Below are 18,456 nucleotides of genomic sequence, written 5' to 3'. Positions count from 1 at the left end.
ATTCATCGGGCGCCCAGCAGCGGGGTTTGCCGCAGCATGTCCCAGTGCTGAATGGCCGGTACTCGAGCCGGCTGCACGGCCGCGAGCGATGACGCCACGCCGCGATCCGGCTGCAACGCGGGCACCGCGGGCAAGACGGGCGGCAACGGTATCGCAGCCTGCGATTGCGGCCGCGGCCGCGCTTGCATTTGTGAAAGCGCCAACGCTTGCGAAGCTGCTTGCGCCGGAGCCTGCGTTTGCGTCGGGGGCGCACTGTCGAGCCGCGACCGCACGAGTTTGTAGAACGCGAGATTGTCGTCGGTCGAGCCGCGCGGCAGATCGCGCATCAGGATTTTGTCCGCCGCGGTGTTGTTGCCGAGCAGGCCGTACGCGAGCGCCAGATTCTGGCGTCCTTGCGGCGGCGTGCCCGGTTCGGCGGCGACGCTCAGCAGCAAGTTCGCGCCCTTGCGCACGTTGCCGTCGAGCACCATCGACAGCCCGAGGTCGATCGTCAGCATCGCGTCGCCGGGATGCTGACGCAGCGCGTCGCTATAGATCAGCTGTGCGCGCGCGGTGTCGCCCTTGAGCGCATAGGCGGTGCCGAGGCCGGCACTCGCGAGCGGGTTCGACGGTTCGTGCGACAGCACGCGCTGATACAGCGCGATCGCTTCGTCGAGCCGCCGCTGCCGGACCGCGATGCGCGCGAGCCCGAGGACCGGCGCGATGCGTTCGGGATTTCGCGCGGCGGCGCGCTCGTACATCCCGCGCGCCCGTTCCAGTTCACCGGTCAGCACCAGTGTCGCGCCCATTCCAGTCAGGGCGTCGAGGTTATCGGGCTGCGTCTCCAGCACCTTGCCGAACATCGTCGATGCGAGCGACAGGTCGCCGCTCTGCAATGCGCTCGACGCCAGTGTCATGTCGTCCAGTTTGGCCGAGCCGCCGCCGTTGCCGTTGCCGCTGCTATTGCCGCTAGCGGCCACGCCATTGAGCGTCGCGGGCCGCGTGTGCACCTGCGTCGCCGGCGACAGCATCGAGCAGCCGCTCGCGACCAGCAGGACGGGCACGACGAGCGTCGCCAGGATGAAGAGCGAAGCATGCCGCGCGTCCCCAAACGTAAAGCGCCGTGCGGAGGCCGGCATCAAGAGAGATTTCATCTGAGCACCGTCATCAAACGAAGCGCGGCTGGCCCAGCCGCAATCAGAATCACTGTTGGCAGAATAAAAAACATCATTGGCAGCGTGATCTTGGTCGACAACCTGGCGGCCTTTTCTTCCAGCAGATGCATATGCTGCGTGCGCTCGGCGCGCGCGAGCACGCGCAACGCCTGGGTGATCGGCGTGCCGTAGCGCTGCGACTGCGCGAGCGTCGTGACGAGGGTGCGTAGCGACGCCACGTCGACGCGTTCGGCGAGATTGCGCAGCACGGTCGTGGTGTCGCCGTCGATCCGCAGCTCCTGCGCGGTCAGTTCCAGTTCGCGTGCCAACGCCGGCGCGATGCTGCGCATTTCCTCGGCGATCCGCACGATGCTCGACGCGAGGCTGTGGCCCGCGTTGGTGCAGATGACGAGCAGATCGAGCGCATCCGGCAGCGCCCCGGCAATCTGCCTCTGGCGCCGCCGCGTGTACCACTGCAGCGCGAACTCCGGCAACATCATGCCGACCATGAACAGCGCGGCGATGGCGGCGATCCGCAGCACCATCCATTGCGCGAGCAGCGCGACGTGCGGGCTCGCGAGCAGCATGCCGAGCGCCGCGAGTGCGCCGCTCACCGCCTTGATGCCGATCAGCACCGACACCGGCCGCGCGCCGCGAAAGCCCGCCCGTGTCAGGCGTTTGGCGAGATCGCTACGATGCGCGGCTTCAAAGAGCGGGAACCGTTCGCCAAGCGCCGCGAAGCGCACCTCGATGCGCCGCACAAGCGAGCCGCCGGTCGCCGGCATGCCGAGCGCGACGCGCTGTTCGCCGGCCAGCGCGCGGGCTCGCTGCGCGATCCGCGCGGACACGCGATGGCCGCGCATGAAAGCGATCAGCGTCGCGGCGAGCACCGCGATGCAAAGTACGGTATCGACAGTAGAGAGCGTCATCTCAGGGTGTCCAGTTTGGCGACCCGCTGAATGATCGCGAGGCCAATAAACAGCAGCATGCCGCTCGCGACGAGGATCATGTGGCCGGCATGCGTATCGAGCATGATCTGCACGTAGTCGCGATCGACCACGTACAGCGAGCCGAAAATAAACGGCGGCACGCAGGCGATCACGCGGCTCGCAAGGCGGCTTTCCGCAGTCAGCGCACGGCTTTTCTGGCGCACGTCCTTGCGCGCGCGGACGATGTCGGCGAGACCTTCGAGCGTTTCGCCGAGCGAGCCGCCGGTCTCGCGCTGCAATAGCAGTGCGACGCAGAAGAACGAGAATTCGGGAATCCGCAAGCGCCGCATGGCATCGTTCAAGACGGTTTCGAGTTCAATGCCGAGTTGCAAACCATCGGCGATCTGGCGGAATTCGGAGGCGAGCGGCTGCGCGCATTCGTCGGCGACGATCTCGATGGCGCGCACGACCGGCACGCCGGCCCGCACCGCGCGAACCATCAGGTCGAGCGCATCCGGAAACACGTTGAGCATGCGCATGCGAAACCGTTCGACCAGGAGCCGGGTGAACCAGTTGAGCGCGCCGAGCGGCAACGCGATCAGCAGCGGTGGGGCGGCCCATGCGGGCACCACGTCGATTTGCGCGATCGCGAGCGCGAGCACCATCGCGGTCAGTACGACGAAGCCGGTCAACCGCAGCCCCAGCTTGCCGCTGACGACGCGAATCCGGCGCAGCCTTTCGTCAAGCCAGCCGCCGAGCCGCATGCGCCGCTCGCGCTCGTGAAATAGCGCGACGCCTTCCGTGACTCCGCCTGCGGGGGCGTCCGCATCGGCGAGCGCGAGTGCCCGCGCACGCATCAACGCGCGTGGCTGGGTACGCGCGATCTGCATCGCCGCCTGCACGAGCAGCCCGCCGATCAATACGATTGCGAAGACGGCGACGCCGACCAGGTTCTCGATCGTCATGAGTGAATCACGTTCATCAGGTTTTCCTCGAGGCCGTAGCGCGCCGCGCGCGGCACGAACGCGGGCCGCAGCGCCGAACATTCGAAGCGTCCACCTACTTCGTCGCCGGCGACGCCGTCGTCGTAGCGAAACAGAAACAGATCCTGAGTCAGGATCACGTCGCCTTCGAGGCCGACCACTTCGGTGATGTGCGTGACGCGCCGCACGCCGTCCCGCATCCGTTCGGTTTGCACGATCAGATGCACGGCGCTCGCGACCTGGCGGCGGATCGACAGAGGTGGAAAATTGCCGTTGGCCATCATCACCATGCTCTCCAGACGCGTGATTGCGTCGCGCGGCGTGTTCGCGTGGATCGTCGTCATCGAACCGTCGTGGCCGGTGTTCATCGCCTGCAGCACGTCGAATGCTTCAGGACCGCGCGTTTCACCGAGGATGATGCGGTCCGGGCGCATCCGTAGCGCGTTGCGCACCAGATCGCGTTGCGAGACCGCGCCGAGTCCTTCGGCGTTTTCGGGCCGCGTTTCGAGGCTCACCACGTGCGGCTGCTGCAACTGCAGCTCGGCCGCGTCCTCGATCGTGACGATGCGCTCGCGCGCGTCGATATAACGCGACATCGCGTTGAGCAGGGTGGTCTTGCCGGAGCCCGTGCCGCCCGAGACGATGATGTTGAGGCGGCACGCGCTGCCGATTTCGAGCGTGCGCGCCATTGCCGCCGACAGGCTGCCGTGCGTGGCCATCCGTTCGAGCGTGATGTCGCGCTTGGCGAATTTGCGGATCGCGATGCACGCGCCGCGAATCGCGAGCGGCGGCAGCACCACGTTGACGCGGCTGCCGTCGGCCAGCCGTGCATCGACCATCGGACTGCTTTCGTCGACCCGGCGGCCCACGGCCGCCGCGATGCGCTGCGCGACGTTGACCACGTGCGCGTTGTCGCGGAATTTCAGGCGCGTCAGTTCGAGCTTGCCGTGGCGCTCCACGTAAACCTGATCGGCGCCGTTGACGAGAATATCGGTGACGGTTTCGTCGGTAAGCAGCGGCTCGATGGGGCCGACGCCGAACATATCGTTGAGGATCTCGTCGATCACCTGCGACTGTTCGGTGAGCGTCATCTTGAGCCGCTCGCGCTCGACAATCTCGGAGGCGAGCCGCGCGATTTCAAGTTGGACCTGATCGCGCGTTTGCAGCACCGCGGCCGAGACATTCATCGACGCCAGGACCAGCGAGCGGATGATGCGGAAGCTGTCGGAGCGCACGAGGCTCTCGGGCTGCGCGGCTTGAGCCGTGCCGGCTGCATGCGCCGCGTTGCGCGCCATCCCGGCATTGCCCGCCATGCCGGCGCTGCTCGTCGTTGCGGATCTGGCAGCGTTGTCGCGTGTGTTGTCGGAATGACCTGCGCCGGTCGATGCGGCTGGTTCAGGCGCCAGTTTTGCGGCGTGTGCGGCATCCGGTTCGCGGCGTCCGTCGAGCATGTTGCGTTCGGCAGCCGTGAAATCTGCGTCAGCCAGTAGTCCCTCGCCAGTCAGCCGGGTAGCTGCCGGACCACCGGCCGCCGCGTCGCCGGCCGTTGAATCGTGGGCCCACGGAGCGCCGGCGGCCGGGGCGCCAGCCGCGCCGTCGTGTAACAGATCCAGCCGTGGCGGAGGATGTTTTTGTCCGAACATCAGTTGCTCCTGCGACGTGTGAAGCGGGTGTGCCAGCGCGCATGCCAGCGCGGCGCGGCGCTCGGCGGCTGACCGCTCAAACTGTTGGCGAGTTCGCCGATCACGTCGCCGAAACGCGATTTGCCCGGCGCGAGCGGTTGCGCCAGGTTCTCGGCGGCGGCGAGCGCGGCACCGTCGAACGGCAATTCGAGCAGCACGTTGCGGCCGATCGCGGTGGCGAAATCAGCCTTCTTGAGGCGCCCGGTCGGCGCGGCATTCGGCGCATTGAGCAGCACCGACAGCGATGGCGCCCGCTCGCGGCTGTCGAAGTGACGCGTGAGCCGCAACACTTCGCGCGCCGAATGGATCGATGCATCGGCAACGAGATAGAGCATCTGCGCGGCGGCGAGCGCCGTATGCGCAAGCGGATGCCCCTGACCCGGCAGATCGAGCAGGATGTAATGGAAATGCGGCTTGAGGCGTTCGAGCAGATCAGTGAGCGCACGTTCATGCGGCTGAAACTGCTCGCCATACGGCAATTCCGCCGATAGCACGAAGAGCCGGTTGTCATGCGCGACCAGCGAGCGTTCGACGAACTGCGGGTCGAGCCGGTCCGCGTCGCGCAGCACGTCGAGCAAACCGTTGTTGCTTTTCAGACCGAGCAGTGTGTTGGCCGCGCCGCCATGCAGGTTCAGGTCGATGAACGCGATGCGCCGGTTCGCGACGCCAGAGAGATGCCGCGCGAGACTCGCGGCGATCGTCGTCACACCGACCCCGCCGCGTGTGCCCGCGAAGCCAATCACCTTGCCGGTGCGCGCCCGTCGCACCGGTTGCGCGTTGCTGCTCGTGTGCAGCGAACGGCGCAGCAGCTCGACGGTCAGCGGCTTGACGAGATAGTCGTGCACGCCGATTTCGAGCAGATTGCGGAACAGGCCGACATCGTTCGCATCGCCGATCACGATCACCGTCACAGACGGTTCGCAGACCGCAGCCAGACGTTCGAGTTCCGACAATGGCATCGGCGTGGCCGACACGTCGACGATCAAGTACGACGGCGAGCGCGGCATCATCGTCAGATGCTCGATGGCCTCGCCGATGCGACCGCCCTTCACGACCGCGTTCGTGATGCCCTGCTCGAGCGCAAAACGCTGCACCAGATCGACGCTATGCGGATCGCCCACATACGCGACGAATGTCGCCGCGAGATTGCGGTGGGGCTGCGCGGCGACAAGTTTCAGCAACGGATTCATCGCGCACCTACTTGTTGAAGTTGGACGTGTCGTTGGACTGCAACGGTGTGATTTTTCCCGTCTCGTAGCGGCGCACCGCGCTGGCCGCGACCGCGGCGTCCGCGCCGGCGAACGGCTGCGGCGCGGCAAGGTCGGTGGGACGCGCGAGCACAGCCGCAAGATTGGTGAAGGTCGCGCAGCCGAACGCGTTCGCCGGGCGCGCCGCGCCCGCGTCGCGGAAGTCGCTGGGCGTAGCGAGCGCCGCGCAATCGGGCGCTGCCGCGTGCCCGTCGCGCAGCCCGATCACCGCCACGTCCGGCATGCCAATCGGCGGCGGCGTCGACAGACAGCCACCCAGCAGCAGGCAGACGAACCAGCCGGTACGGCGGCGCGAGCGCCACGCGATCGAAGCCAGCGACGACAGCGACGACAGCGACGCAAACGAGGGCCACGAGGCGCGGCGGTAACCCAACGATCTGATCAAGCTCATGCGCTCCCCCGTCAGTAAACGAAACCGGCTGCGCCCACGAGGCGCGGCGTCGAGCCGTCCAGCGGATCGAGCCCGGTCTTCTTTTGCAGGATGGTTTCGACATCCGAACTGGGCGACATGATGCTGTCGAGCGGGCTGGCCATCTGCGTTTCGCCCGCCGGCTGCACCAGATACGGCGTGACGATCACCACCAGTTCGGTCTTGTTGTTCTGATAATCCTTCGACGAAAAGAGCCGCCCCAGGATCGGCAGTTTGCCCAGCCCCGGCAACTGCGAAACGATGTCGCGCGTCTCGTTCTGCAGCAGCCCGCCGATCGCAAAGCTCTGGCCGCTCGACAACTCGACCGTGGTCTCCACGCGCCGCACCGACAGCCCAGGGATGCTGATCGCATTGGTTGTCACGCTCGCGGTCGTATCGATCTCGCTGACCTCGGGCCGCACCTTCAGGCTGATGTGGTTATCGGCGAGCACCGTCGGCGTGAAGCCGAGCGACACGCCAAACGGTTTGAACTCGACGCTCAGCGTGTTCTGGTTTTGCGCGACGGGGATCGGGAATTCGCCGCCCGCAAGAAAACTCGCGGTTTCGCCGGAGAGCACGGTCAGATTTGGCTCGGCGAGCACGGTGAGGAGGCCGTCCTGGTCGAGTGCATCGATCACACTCTGCACCGACGAGTTGCCCGTCTTGAAGCCGCCCAGCACGCCGGTCGCGTTCGATTGCGGCGGCAGGTACGCGCCGGTCGTCACGTCCTGGATTGCGCGTCCGCTCAGCAGACCGACCACGAAGTTGCCGATGCTGCCCACCGCGTTCCAGTTCACGCCGAGCTGCTGTGTGACGTTACGGTCCACCTCGATGATGCGCACGCGCAGATACACCTGGGTCGGCCGGCCAACCGCGAGATGGTTGATCAGCGTTTCCTTGTCGTGCAGCGCGGGCGTGAGCGTCTGCGTGATTGCATCGACGTCGGAAGGCGCGCTCACCGCGCCCGATACCATCAGCGAGCCGGGTGCGGAGGCGAGCGCGAGTTGCAGGTGCGGAAAGCGCTGGTGCAGCAGTGCGTTGAGCGCATCGAGATCGCGCCGCACGACCACCGAGCGGCGCAGGATCACGCGATTGTTCGGGCCGAGCGCGAACAACGTCGTGCGGCCTTCCTTCTTGCCGACGATGAACACCGCGCCCGAAGTCGGCACGTGAATGTCCGCGACATCGGGATCGGCGACGAATACGGCGACGGCCGGTTCGGCGAGCCGTACGACTTCGCCCGCGCCGGCGGTGACGGTGAGGGTATCGTCGGCATGGGCGGGGAGGGCGCAGACGAGCGCCGCGAGCGGCGCCAGCGCGAGCGCCGAAGCGCCTCCATGGGCGAACGATTGGCCGCGTGGAGCCTTGAAATGCCGCGCCATCATGGACTCCGCGTCGTGGGCGCGGCGGCTGCGGCAGGTGCCGAACCGCCAGGCGTGGCCGGCGCATCGCCGGATTGCGGTGCCGGCACCGGAGGATTGAGCGACGCGCGTGCTTCGGCGTCGCCGTGACTCGAGCCGCGATACACCAGCACGGCGGGCGCGGCCGAATCCACCGGACCGCCGCCGCCGTCGTGAGCCGCCGGCAGCGCGCGCACCGCGCGTGACACGTCGCCGGCCCACACCGGCGGCGAAGTGTCGGGCGTGTTGTCCGACACATTGGTGATGACGCCGTGGGCGTCGCTCGCGGCCCGCGCAAGTGTCGCGAAACTGCGCAGCGCGAGCGACAGTGTGCCGAGACGCGCCGAGATCGCCACCACTTCGGCGGTGCGTGGATTCACTTCGAGCGTGACCGTGCGCGCATGCGTTTTATCGGGCGTGGCGTCGTCTTTAGGACGCAGGAATTCGGAGCCGACCGCGAGCACGCGCACATGATTGACGACGGTTTCGCTCGCCACCGAAAGACGCGCGGAATCTGTCTTGCTCGCGAGATCCTGCGTGAGGATCAGGTCGATGTAATCGCCTGGCTGGATCAGCCCGGCGTTGCCGGAGACGTCGTCGATCGCAACCGACACGGCGCGCATGTCGGGCTTGAGCGCAGCGGCGAGAAAACCCGGCGCGCTCGGCACGACGACGTCCTTCGAGGTGATCGTGGCACCCGCCGTGAGTGGATGGAGCAGCGCCGCGCCAGCGACGTCGGGCGTTTGCGGATTGCCCTGCACGACCGCGCCCGCGGGCACCCGGCTTGGCTGCAGATCTTTCCACGCGAGGTCGCTATCACGCAGCAGCACACCGGGCGGCAGATCGGTCGCGGCGATCCGCACGCGTTGCAGGCCGGCCGATGTGCCTGGCGTGGGTTGCGCCGAGGCGGCGATGAACAACGAGCGCAGGATCAACGCGGCGATGATCGCCACGCCGACCAGCAGCGCTAGCTTGACTGTGCTCGACATGAGGTTTCCATAGGTCGGTTATCCCGTGACGAAGAGGCGCGGCAGCACCACGCAGCCACCGCCGAAGGCGAGCGCGACACCGTAGGGCACGCCGCGCCGCGCCGACCACAGGCGCGCAAACGATGCGAGCGCTGCGAACGGCGCGCAGGCATGCGGTGCAAACGGTGCAAACGGCTCGACCGGTTCGAAGGACGGATGCGGCCCGGCCGGGGCGAACCGGTCGGCGACGAGGCCGAGCATGACGAGCAGGAGGCCGGCGAGCGAACACAGCATCAGCGCCGGCAGCGCCGTGGCGGGACCGGCCCACAGCAGCACGGCGCTCGCAAGCTTGACGTCGCCGCCACCGAACTGGCCGGCTGCGTGGAGCGCCGCGCCGAACGCAAAGCAGGCTAGCGCAGTGCCGGCGTGCTGCGCGATCACGCACAACGACGCATGTGCGAGCCAGGCGTCGGCGCCATAGAGCGCACCGAATGCCGCGACGAGCGGGTTAGGCAGGCGCCGCGCGCGCAGATCCAGATGCGACAGTGCCACCAGCACCGCGCACGCGGCATAACGGACTACATCTGACATGATCGACACCCGGCAGCCGGCGCCGAACGCAGGTCTACCGCCGAAGCTTCGGCAGCGACGCGGCGCAAGAGCGCGAGCCGCACATTGCGGCACGGAGGCGCGAGCAGCCGCGAGCGGCCGCACGCGCCTCAGCGCGATTTATTTGCCGGTAGTGGCGGCCGTGTTGACGGTGGTGAGCAGCTTCGAGAAGAGACCCGGGATGCCGGTGGTGGTGTCGCTCAGGACAGTACCGGCAGCCACGACCGCGACGACGATGATGCCGGCGAGCACGGCATATTCCATCGAGCTGACACCGCGGTCATCACGTTGAAGGCGGCGAAGAGATTGAAGAAGAGTGAACATGAGATACCCCGTACGATGAGCTGGATTGGCCTGGTCTTGTGGTCCCGCCGGACGTCTTCGATCCGGCTGAGTGTGCCCAAACTATAGATAGCGGTAATTCGCGCGGCAATTCCGTTAATGCGTAGTGACAGAGAATGCAGGGCGAAATGAATTGCGCGGGACTACGAATCTTAGGTTCAAGTTCGCGCGCGCTCCTGCATGCACGTTGCCGGCGCATCTGATTTCTTTATACGGAGGATTTATTTTTTTCGTTCGCGTCCGTCCCGGGGTTGCCCCGAAAATCGCATCCCATGCAAATCGCCCCGGATGAATGGAGACCCACACGATGAACGCCCTGCAAGACACGACCGACAATCAATCGAACCAGAATGCGACAGCCGCCGACGCCAGGCGCTGGGAGTTCTGGGTGGACCGTGGCGGCACATTTACCGACATCGTCGCGCGCCGTCCCGACGGCACGCTCGTCACACACAAGCTGCTGTCGGAAAATCCGGAGCGTTATCAGGACGCGGTCGTGCAGGGGATTCGCGATCTGCTCGCGGTGCCCGCCGGCGAGCCGCTGCCGCAACACCGCATCCACGTGATCAAGATGGGCACGACGGTCGCCACCAACGCGCTGCTCGAACGCAAGGGCGCGCGCACGCTGCTCGCGATCACGCGCGGTTTCGCCGATCAGTTGCGTATCGGTTATCAGGAGCGCCCGGATATTTTCGCGCGCCATATCCAGTTGCCCGCGCTGATGTACGAGCGCGTCGTCGAGATCGACGAACGCGTCGGTCCGCACGGCGAAGTGTTGCGTCCGTTCGATGAAACCACGACCCGCGAAGCACTGAAAGAAGCGCGCGCGTGCGGCATCGCGTCGATCGCGATCGTGCTGATGCACGGCTATCGTTTCCCGGCGCACGAATTGCGCGTCGCCGAAGTGGCGCGCGAATGCGGCTTCACGCAAATTTCCGTGAGCCACCAGGTGAGCCCGCTGATGAAGCTGGTCGGCCGCGGCGACACCACGGTGGTCGATGCGTATCTGTCGCCGGAATTGCGCGATTACGTCGGCCGCGTGTCGCGTCATACCGGCCAGGCGCGCCTGATGTTCATGCAGTCGAGCGGCGGCCTCGTTGAAGCATCGCGCTTCCAGGGCAAGGACGCGATCCTGTCGGGTCCGGCGGGCGGCATCGTCGGCGCGGTGAAAACTTGCGAAGCGGTCGGCGAGCGCAAGGTGATCAGCTTCGACATGGGCGGCACGTCGACCGACGTCGCGCACTACGACGGCGCCTACGAACGGGTCTTCGAAACCCAGGTGGCGGGGGTGCGCGTGCGTGCGCCGATGATGGACATTCACACGGTGGCCGCGGGCGGCGGCTCGATCTGCAGTTTCGAGAATGGCCGCTTCCGGGTTGGCCCGGAATCGGCCGGCGCGTATCCGGGACCGGCCTGTTACCGCAACGGCGGCCCGCTCACCGTGACCGACTGCAACGTCATGCTCGGCCGCGTGCAGGCGGCGCATTTCCCGAACGTGTTCGGCCCGAACGGCGATCTGCCGCTCGACTCGGATACCGTGCGCGACAGGTTCGATCAGCTCGCGCGGCGCGTGTTTGTCGAAACTGGCCGCGAGATGAGCGCGGAGGCGATCGCTGAAGGTTTCCTCGCGGTCGCGGTCGACAACATGGCGCAGGCCATCAAGACGATTTCGGTCGAACGCGGCCACGACGTGGCGGGCTACGCGATCTGCGCGTTCGGCGGCGCGGGCGGTCAGCATGCGTGCGCGGTGGCGGAGGCGCTCGGCATGCGGCGCATCGTGCTGCATCCGTTCGCGGGCGTGCTGTCGGCGTTCGGCATGGGTCTCGCCGATTTGCGCGTGCTGCGCGAGCGCGCCGTCGAAAAGCCGCTCGACGCCACCTTGATCGATGAGTTGCGTGCCAGCTTCGATCTTCTCGAACACATCGCGGTGAAGGAAATTCTCTCGCAGCAGATTCCGCGCAATCGCGTGCAGACCGCGAACGCCGCGCGCCTCAAATACCAGAACACCGATTCGACGCTCGAAGTGCCGTTCACAGACGCCGCCACGATGGAGCAGGCGTTCGAAACGCTGCATCGCAAGCGCTTCGGCTTCGCGATGCAGAACAAGGCGCTCGTGATCGAATCGATCGTGGTCGAGGCCGTCGGTCTCACCGAGCGCGGCGCGGCGACGGCATCGGCGGCTTCAGGCCAACTCGCTCAGCTTGCTGAAATCACGGGAAGCGCGCGGGCGTCGGACAATATGAGGCCGGCACCGCAAGGCCACGCGCAAACCTCGATGTTCTTCGACGGACTCAGCCAGCAAGTGCCGCTCCACGTGCGTAAGGAGTTGCCGGTTGGCGCGCAACTCGACGGCCCCGCGCTGATCGCCGAAGACATCTCGACGATCGTGCTGCAGGCCGGCTGGCATGCGTCGGTGCTCGGCGACGGCACGCTGCTGCTGCAACGCGACGACAACGTCGGCGGGAACGACGCGGCGCACAGCCAATCCGCAGCCGGCACGATCACGACCGAGCGCCATCCGGTGCATCTGGAAATCTTCAACAATGTGTTCATGTCGATCGCGCAACAGATGGGTGCGACGCTCGAAAAGACCTCGTATTCGGTCAACATGAAGGAGCGCCTCGACTTCTCGTGCGCGATCTTCGACCGGGCGGGCGGCCTGATCGCCAACGCGCCGCATATCCCGGTCCATCTGGGTTCGATGAGCGACAGCGTGCTCAGCGTGATCAGCCAGCACGGCCGATCAATGAAGCGCGGCGACGTGTTCATGCTGAACGTGCCGTACAACGGCGGCACGCACTTGCCTGACATCACCGTGGTGATGCCGGTCTACGGACCACAAGGCGAAGCCGGTGCGACAGAGGATGCCGGTGGCGAGGGCGAACTGCTGTTCTACGTCGCCGCACGCGGCCACCACGGCGACGTCGGCGGCATCACGCCGGGCTCGATGCCGCCGAACAGCACCACCATCGAAGAAGAAGGCGTGCTGCTCGACAACGTGAAGATCGTCGACGCGGGCGCGTTCCTCGAACAGCCGGTGCGCGAACTGTTCCTCGCCGGTCCGTGGCCGAGCCGCAACGTCGATCAGAACATCGCGGATCTGATCGCGCAGATCGCCGCCTGCGAATGCGGGGCGACGGAACTGCTGCGCGCGGTGAGCCGCTACGGTGCCAACGTCGTGCTGGCGTATATGAACCACGTGCAGGACAACGCCGAGGAAGCAGTGCGCAAGGCGATCAGCGCGCTCGGCGACGGCGACTTCACCTACGAAATGGACGACGGCGCGGCGGTGCGCGTCAAAGTCACGATCGATCACGTGAAGCGCCAGGCAACGGTCGATTTCACCGGCACGAGCGAACAGCGTCCGAGCAACTTCAACGCGCCGCGATCGGTATGCAAGGCGGCGGTGCTATACGTCTTCCGCACGCTGCTGTCTGACGGCATTCCGATGAACGAAGGCGTGTTGCGGCCCATCGACATCGTGATTCCGCAGGGTTCGATGCTCAATCCGGTTTATCCGGCGGCGGTGGTCGCGGGCAACGTCGAGGTGTCCCAGTCGGTCACCGACGCACTGTACGGCGCGCTGAAAATCATGGCCGCGTCGCAAGGCACGATGAACAACTTCACCTTCGGCGACGCCGCGCACCAGTATTACGAAACCATCGCGGGTGGCTCCGGCGCGGGCGCGAGCCATCCGGGCACGTCGGCGGTGCAGACGCACATGACCAATTCGCGGATGACCGATCCCGAAGTGATCGAGTGGCGCTTCCCGGTGATCGTCGAGCAGCACGCGATCCGTGCGGGTAGCGGCGGGGCGGGACGGCATCCAGGCGGCGACGGCGCGGTGCGGCGGATCCGCTTCACGCGTGCGATGACCGCCAACATTCTCGCCAACCGCCGCCGGATCGCGCCGTTCGGGCTCGAAGGCGGCGAGAGCGGGCGCGTCGGGCGCAACTGGATCGAGCGCGCCGACGGCACCGTCGACCGCTTCCAGGCGACCCATACCGCAAGCGTTCACCCAGGCGATGTATTCGTGATCGAAACGCCGGGCGGCGGCGGTTATGGCCGCGCGAGCGAGTAAGACGGACGCCGTGAAGGGCGCCGTCACCGTGGCCGCGAATGGCATCGGCATGGCGCCGTTCACGGTCATCATGGGCAACGGCTTCGCGGCGTACCCGGTGATGACGGGCGGCATCGGATGTTCCTATAATGGCGGGACATTTCATGCGGTAGGGAAGCGGTGACGTGAACCTGAAGTTTCTCGAGACCTTTATCTGGGTGGCGAAGCTGCATAGCTTCAGCCTCGCCGCCGACAAACTCCATTCCACCCAGGCCGCGATCTCGAGCCGCATTTCGGTGCTCGAACAGGAACTGGGCGCGAAACTCTTCACCCGCGATCCCAAAGGCGTGACGCTAACCCGCGAAGGCGAGCGCGTACTTCAGCACGCCGAACAGGTCAGCGAATCGATGACGCGGCTGCGCGCGTCGCTGCAGGACGAAAACTTCGCGCCGGGCACGGTTCGCATCGGCGCGATGGATAGCGCGATCCATTCGTGGTTCATCGATTTCGTCTCCGCCGTCACCCGGCAATATCCGGCTCTCGACATCGAAGTGTTCTCCGAGACCGCGCTGCACCTGAATGAACAGTTGCGCCGCGGCATGCTCGATATTGTGTTTCAGACCGACATGCTGCGCGACGAAACGCTGCGCAGCGCTTCACTGCTGGAACTGCCGATCGGCTGGGTGGCAGCGTCGTCGCAGGTGGTGTCCGCCGGCGGGGCGACCTCGACCGCGGCGTTGCGCCAGCTCGTCGAAAAGCGGCTGATTACGTTTTCCCGCCATTCGAGGCCGCATCAGGATCTGTTGCGGCTGCTGCAGGCGCACGGCATCAGCGAGGCGAAGGTCAGTTGCGTGAATTCCGTCGCGGCGATGATCAAGCTCACCCAGGGCGGCTTCGGCGTGGCGGCGATGCCGCCGGCGCTGGTGTCCGATTTGCTGCGGCAAGGCCACCTGCAATTGCTCGAGGGTTTCGACACGCCGCCACCGATGCCGTTCGTCGCCGCATGGCGCGTCGGCTCCGAGCGTACCGAACGGCTCGTCGATATCGCACGGCAGACGGCGCACGATTATCTGTCCGCGGTCGGTGATGAGTTTGGTCGTGCCGGCGGCTGAGCAGCGCCATCGCGCGTCGCGCCACGTGACGGCACGCATTTCGTTGGATTTTCGGCGCCGAACGGCTGCCAGAAAATGGGCTGGCGAATGCCGAATGCGCAGCGATTAATGAGGAATCTTGATGGCGCCGTTGGCGAGGCCGTCGCTTTCGCATTCGGATACGATCACGATGCCCGGCGAGCAATGCGACTGCGCGAGTGCACGCTCCGGCCGCGCCGCGGCTCGCGCGGCGCGTTCCGCAACCGGCCGCCGCTGCGCGCGCGGCGCTCCCGCGAGAGGAATCGGCGCGATTTCCGTCGTCACGTCCACATCTGCGTGCGCAACGACTTTTTCCACGTAGCCGCTTTTAAAGCCGGTCGAAAAATCGCCGCTGTAAAAGCACGATAGCGCCTGCCGCAGCGCGAATTGCTGATCGCCACCGCCGCGCGCCGCCCGCGCGAAACATTCGCTCAGGATCGCGCCGGCCGCGCGCAGATTCGCGCAGGGCTCGAAGATCGATTCCGCCGTTTCACGAAAGCGCGCCAGGTTGTAGCGATTCACCTGCGCCAGACCGAGACTGAAGTTGTAGTCGAGCCGCGTCAGCATGTCGACGGTGGCGAGCGCCTCGGCGAGCGAGCGCGGCTGCCTCACCAGATGACCACCGACCACGCCGATCGCATACGGGTTGTAGCCGGATTCGACACTGACGATCGCAGCCAGCGTATGCGCATCGACCTGCGGCGCGCAACGCTGCGCGATGCCGAGAAAATCGTCGGCGCGAGCGCGCCCCGCGCTCGCGCCGAATAGCGCGATCAGGAGCAGAACGAACAGGACGCGCCGCATCGCCGGTTCGCCTTCAGCGGTCAGACAGACGAGTCTGTGCTCGCTCGTGCGGGCCTCATGATCCGCCATGCGTCTCTCTCCTCCATGGATGGTATGGCCGGGTTCGCGCGCCGGGTCGCCGGCCTTGAATATTACCGTGCGGCCGGCGGGGCCGGAACTGCGTTTCCTGGTAGTTCGGAGCCGTCGAATAGGGATGCAAGCGTCTTCGACTACGAAATTGATGACGGAGAACTTTCCATTCGACCCGATCGCCGACGCGCATTGGTGCATGGAATCGAACGAACCGTTTGGCAGGACGGTCGTGACCGTTTGACCGGCGGAGACGGTTGGGCGCGCAACTAGTCAGCCGTGCCGGATTCGCGGGACGGCGCCGGTTGCGGCTGGCCGGCGCCGCCTTGCGGATCGGCCGTGTCATCGGGCCGCGCGGCGTGGCGTTCGCATGCCTGCAAACCGGCCAGCGCCAATTGCACGTAGCCAGCGTCCGCGCATGCGTTGGCGAGTTCGTACGTGCGTTTCCAGGCAGCGCGAATATCATCCGCCGGCGCGCCGGTCGAGACACGTGCGCGCGCCAGCATGGCGTTCAGCCGCATCTCGACACGTGTATGCCGGGTCGGGTTCGCCCGCACGTGTGCGAGCGACGCCTGGATCGTGTGGATGTACTGGTGTTCGAGCGAGAAGAATTGCCACATCGCCTCGGAAGCGTCCAGCAGCGTGATGGCAATTTCATAACGATCGCTCTGCACTGCCCATTCGAGTGCCGCGCGCAGACCGTCGAGATCCGCGCGCTCGGCGCGATCCCCGCTGCGGCGCGCACCGCGAGTCCGGATTGCAGCGACGCGCGGCACATGCGAACGCGCGTGCGCCACTGCGGCGCGCTCGAATTCGCCTGCCTGCCGCAGCGCCGCGAGCGCGATCACGCGCACACACGTGGGCAAGCGGAGCATCGGCATCATATCGGCGCCGCCCTCGCATTCGCCGATGAGCCCCGCGCTGCGCAATTCATCAATGGACTGAGCGGCGGACGTTTCCGTGTGGATTCCCGTTGGCGCGCCAGAGTCCTGCTCGCAGCAGGCCAGCATGTCGTGCGCCGCGCGGCGCGAAAAGTCGCCGGAGAAAACGCTCAACCAGAAAAGCCGCTGACGGGTCACGTCTTCCAGATCGGCTATCGACAGACTCACTATCCGGACAAGCGGGTTTTCATGCGCTGCCGGCAGGCCGTCTGCATCGATTTGCAATGCCGGCGACGCGTCGAGGCGGCGAACGAATGCCCCAAGCGTGGCGTCGAGCGCGGCGAGTGTATCGATTCCGTCGAGCGTCTGGCGCCAGCGAACGCGCCGGACCAGCGCGGCGGCAGCGAGTTCGAGCGCGAGCGGGATGCCGTCCAGCCGCCACACGATTTGCGCTGCCGCGACGAGCGTCGCGCGGGTCAGCCGGCCGGCGTCGAAAGCGGCGAGCGTGCCGCCATAAAGCGGCGATTGCTCACGATAGCGTTCGCGTCCATCGAGTAACTGACCGATGCGCGCGATCAGCAGACGCAACGCTTCGAGTCCCGGCGTCTGTGCGGTCGTGATCCGTGTGATTTCGGGCGGTTGCAACGGTTCGAGCCGCACGACCGCTTCGCCGTCGATACCGAGCGGCGCTACCTGTATCACGATGAATCGCAACGACGATCGCGCGACCACCGAAAGTGTTTCGATGATCGAACGCACCGGCGCGACGGGCGCATCGCCCGAATCGACGATGAGCAGCATGTGCCGCTCGCGAATCGATCCGATGGTGGACGGATGAGCCGGCCATCCCGGCATGGGGAGCACACCGAGCGCCATCGCGAAGGCATCGGAGATCTGGCACGGGTGCAAGTGCGCCGGCAACTCGAGCGACACCACGCCGGCGGGTGCGCGCGCGGCGAGGCGGCGCGCCGCTTCGTGCGCGAGGCGGGTCTTGCCGACGCCTGGGCCGCCCGTCAGCGTGACGACCCGCGCATCCGGCACCAGCATGAGCAATTCGGACAACTCGGCATGACGGCCGATGAACGGCGTGGCCAGTTTCGTCACGTCCAGGCGCGCGGCATGCGGCCCGGGCATCACAAAGGACGAGGCGGGTTCCGGGGTGGCGGTTCGCAACGACGCGGATTGGGCGTCCGGTGGTGAATGATCGACGACCCGCACGTCGGCGGCGAGCCGATAACCGGCGCCGGAAACCGTGACGATCAGGTCGCGCTCGTCGCCGAGCGCGCGGCGCAAAAGTGAAATCTGCACCTGAACCGTATTGACATCGACGCATTGACCCGGCCAGCCGCGCCGCGCCAGTTTGTCGGCCGGGAGCGGCCGGCCGCGAGCTTCGGCTAGCGCGTACAGCAATTCGAGCGCACGAGCGCCCAACGCGATCGGCGTTCCGTCGACGGCATTGCGCAACGCATTGCGTTCGAGCACGAAGCGGCTGAACGCAAGCGCTGGCCCTGTCGTTCGTGATGACGACATCGTGGCTCTCTCCGGGGATAGTCGGACCGCTACAGGTCCGCGGATCATTCTAGGAGAAGCCTGGATATTGAACAACCGGCGCCGGCGACGGCCGGGATGCTGCAACTTCGCCGTACTGCGCGAGACCTGAGTCGATTGCGCGATAAATTCGTCCAAAAGCCATTGCGGCATGCAGCGGCACGCGCAAACTTCAACAGTTCTCAAATATGTGTGAATGATCAGATTTGTTGAAGATGTGCGACGCATAGCGGGATAGATT

At 66.2% G+C, this 18,456-nt stretch carries 14 protein-coding genes and 1 pseudogene; 3 read left to right on the top strand and 12 right to left on the bottom strand.

Translation table 11 applies throughout. The features are described 5' to 3' along the window. Window positions 1-2: 2 nt before the first annotated feature. From PQR42_RS09100 to PQR42_RS09055, 10 genes are all read right to left on the bottom strand, one after another. The gene (locus tag PQR42_RS09100) at window positions 3-1,133 is read right to left on the bottom strand and encodes a tetratricopeptide repeat protein (protein ID WP_408386211.1); all 1,131 of its coding nucleotides are present in this window, start codon (window positions 1,131-1,133) and stop codon (window positions 3-5) included. Further along, a complete protein-coding gene (locus PQR42_RS09095) occupies window positions 1,130-2,062 on the bottom strand; it encodes a type II secretion system F family protein (protein WP_408213047.1) in 933 nt (310 codons plus the stop codon). The genes PQR42_RS09100 and PQR42_RS09095 overlap by 4 nt, the downstream gene beginning before the upstream one ends. After that, window positions 2,059-3,027, bottom strand: coding sequence for a type II secretion system F family protein (locus PQR42_RS09090; RefSeq protein ID WP_408213044.1), 969 nt, complete (start codon window positions 3,025-3,027; stop codon window positions 2,059-2,061). The genes PQR42_RS09095 and PQR42_RS09090 overlap by 4 nt, the downstream gene beginning before the upstream one ends. Next, complete coding sequence (locus PQR42_RS09085; RefSeq protein ID WP_408386213.1) at window positions 3,024-4,688, bottom strand: TadA family conjugal transfer-associated ATPase; 1,665 nt, start codon at window positions 4,686-4,688, stop codon at window positions 3,024-3,026. The genes PQR42_RS09090 and PQR42_RS09085 overlap by 4 nt, the downstream gene beginning before the upstream one ends. After that, entirely contained in the window at window positions 4,688-5,917 is a 1,230-nt protein-coding gene (locus PQR42_RS09080) for a CpaE/TadZ family protein (protein WP_408213038.1), read from the bottom strand. The genes PQR42_RS09085 and PQR42_RS09080 overlap by 1 nt, the downstream gene beginning before the upstream one ends. Window positions 5,918-5,924: 7 nt before the next feature. Then, the gene (locus PQR42_RS09075) at window positions 5,925-6,386 is read right to left on the bottom strand and encodes a CpaD family pilus assembly lipoprotein (RefSeq protein ID WP_408386215.1); all 462 of its coding nucleotides are present in this window, start codon (window positions 6,384-6,386) and stop codon (window positions 5,925-5,927) included. A gap of 11 nt (window positions 6,387-6,397) precedes the next feature. Next, entirely contained in the window at window positions 6,398-7,786 is a 1,389-nt protein-coding gene (locus PQR42_RS09070; protein ID WP_408386418.1) for a type II and III secretion system protein family protein, read from the bottom strand. After that, the gene (gene cpaB / locus PQR42_RS09065) at window positions 7,786-8,793 is read right to left on the bottom strand and encodes a Flp pilus assembly protein CpaB (RefSeq protein ID WP_408386217.1); all 1,008 of its coding nucleotides are present in this window, start codon (window positions 8,791-8,793) and stop codon (window positions 7,786-7,788) included. The genes PQR42_RS09070 and cpaB overlap by 1 nt, the downstream gene beginning before the upstream one ends. Before the next feature lie 18 nt (window positions 8,794-8,811). Beyond that, entirely contained in the window at window positions 8,812-9,363 is a 552-nt protein-coding gene (locus tag PQR42_RS09060; RefSeq protein WP_408386219.1) for a prepilin peptidase, read from the bottom strand. Window positions 9,364-9,501: 138 nt separating this feature from the next. Then, the gene (locus PQR42_RS09055) at window positions 9,502-9,705 is read right to left on the bottom strand and encodes a Flp family type IVb pilin (protein WP_408213031.1); all 204 of its coding nucleotides are present in this window, start codon (window positions 9,703-9,705) and stop codon (window positions 9,502-9,504) included. 325 nt (window positions 9,706-10,030) lie between these two features. Between PQR42_RS09055 and PQR42_RS09050 the strand changes: the two genes are divergently transcribed. From PQR42_RS09050 to PQR42_RS09040, 3 genes and pseudogenes are all read left to right on the top strand, one after another. Further along, entirely contained in the window at window positions 10,031-13,804 is a 3,774-nt protein-coding gene (locus PQR42_RS09050) for a hydantoinase B/oxoprolinase family protein (protein ID WP_408386221.1), read from the top strand. 22 nt (window positions 13,805-13,826) lie between these two features. Further along, window positions 13,827-13,949, top strand: a pseudogene (locus tag PQR42_RS09045) (5-oxoproline transporter, DUF979 family subunit); the annotation flags it as partial. Window positions 13,950-13,968: 19 nt separating this feature from the next. After that, a complete protein-coding gene (locus PQR42_RS09040; protein ID WP_408213026.1) occupies window positions 13,969-14,895 on the top strand; it encodes a LysR family transcriptional regulator in 927 nt (308 codons plus the stop codon). 105 nt (window positions 14,896-15,000) lie between these two features. Here the strand turns inward: PQR42_RS09040 and PQR42_RS09035 are convergent, their stop codons facing one another. Beyond that, window positions 15,001-15,786, bottom strand: a complete 786-nt coding sequence (locus PQR42_RS09035) for a lytic transglycosylase domain-containing protein (RefSeq protein ID WP_408386223.1) — start codon at window positions 15,784-15,786, stop codon at window positions 15,001-15,003. 269 nt (window positions 15,787-16,055) lie between these two features. Further along, window positions 16,056-18,197, bottom strand: coding sequence for a winged helix-turn-helix domain-containing protein (locus tag PQR42_RS09030; RefSeq protein WP_408386225.1), 2,142 nt, complete (start codon window positions 18,195-18,197; stop codon window positions 16,056-16,058). Window positions 18,198-18,456 lie beyond the last annotated feature (259 nt).

This window comes from Paraburkholderia sediminicola, from assembly GCF_046027355.1.
Taxonomy (GTDB): domain Bacteria; phylum Pseudomonadota; class Gammaproteobacteria; order Burkholderiales; family Burkholderiaceae; genus Paraburkholderia; species Paraburkholderia sediminicola_B.
This window is presented reverse-complemented; position numbering and strand designations above follow the sequence as displayed.

Bases quoted from the DNA above. Each gene is read 5' to 3' on its own strand.
- PQR42_RS09080 (WP_408213038.1), bottom strand. From the start codon at position 5,917: ATGAATCCGTTGCTGAAACTTGTCGCCGCGCAGCCCCACCGCAATCTC.
- PQR42_RS09050 (WP_408386221.1), top strand. From the start codon at position 10,031: ATGAACGCCCTGCAAGACACGACCGACAATCAATCGAACCAGAATGCG.
- PQR42_RS09100 (WP_408386211.1), bottom strand. From the start codon at position 1,133: ATGAAATCTCTCTTGATGCCGGCCTCCGCACGGCGCTTTACGTTTGGG.
- PQR42_RS09085 (WP_408386213.1), bottom strand. From the start codon at position 4,688: ATGTTCGGACAAAAACATCCTCCGCCACGGCTGGATCTGTTACACGAC.
- PQR42_RS09090 (WP_408213044.1), bottom strand. From the start codon at position 3,027: ATGACGATCGAGAACCTGGTCGGCGTCGCCGTCTTCGCAATCGTATTG.
- PQR42_RS09070 (WP_408386418.1), bottom strand. From the start codon at position 7,786: ATGGCGCGGCATTTCAAGGCTCCACGCGGCCAATCGTTCGCCCATGGA.
- PQR42_RS09060 (WP_408386219.1), bottom strand. From the start codon at position 9,363: ATGTCAGATGTAGTCCGTTATGCCGCGTGCGCGGTGCTGGTGGCACTG.
- PQR42_RS09095 (WP_408213047.1), bottom strand. From the start codon at position 2,062: ATGACGCTCTCTACTGTCGATACCGTACTTTGCATCGCGGTGCTCGCC.
- PQR42_RS09030 (WP_408386225.1), bottom strand. From the start codon at position 18,197: ATGTCGTCATCACGAACGACAGGGCCAGCGCTTGCGTTCAGCCGCTTC.
- cpaB (WP_408386217.1), bottom strand. From the start codon at position 8,793: ATGTCGAGCACAGTCAAGCTAGCGCTGCTGGTCGGCGTGGCGATCATC.
- PQR42_RS09035 (WP_408386223.1), bottom strand. From the start codon at position 15,786: ATGGCGGATCATGAGGCCCGCACGAGCGAGCACAGACTCGTCTGTCTG.
- PQR42_RS09075 (WP_408386215.1), bottom strand. From the start codon at position 6,386: ATGAGCTTGATCAGATCGTTGGGTTACCGCCGCGCCTCGTGGCCCTCG.
- PQR42_RS09055 (WP_408213031.1), bottom strand. From the start codon at position 9,705: ATGTTCACTCTTCTTCAATCTCTTCGCCGCCTTCAACGTGATGACCGC.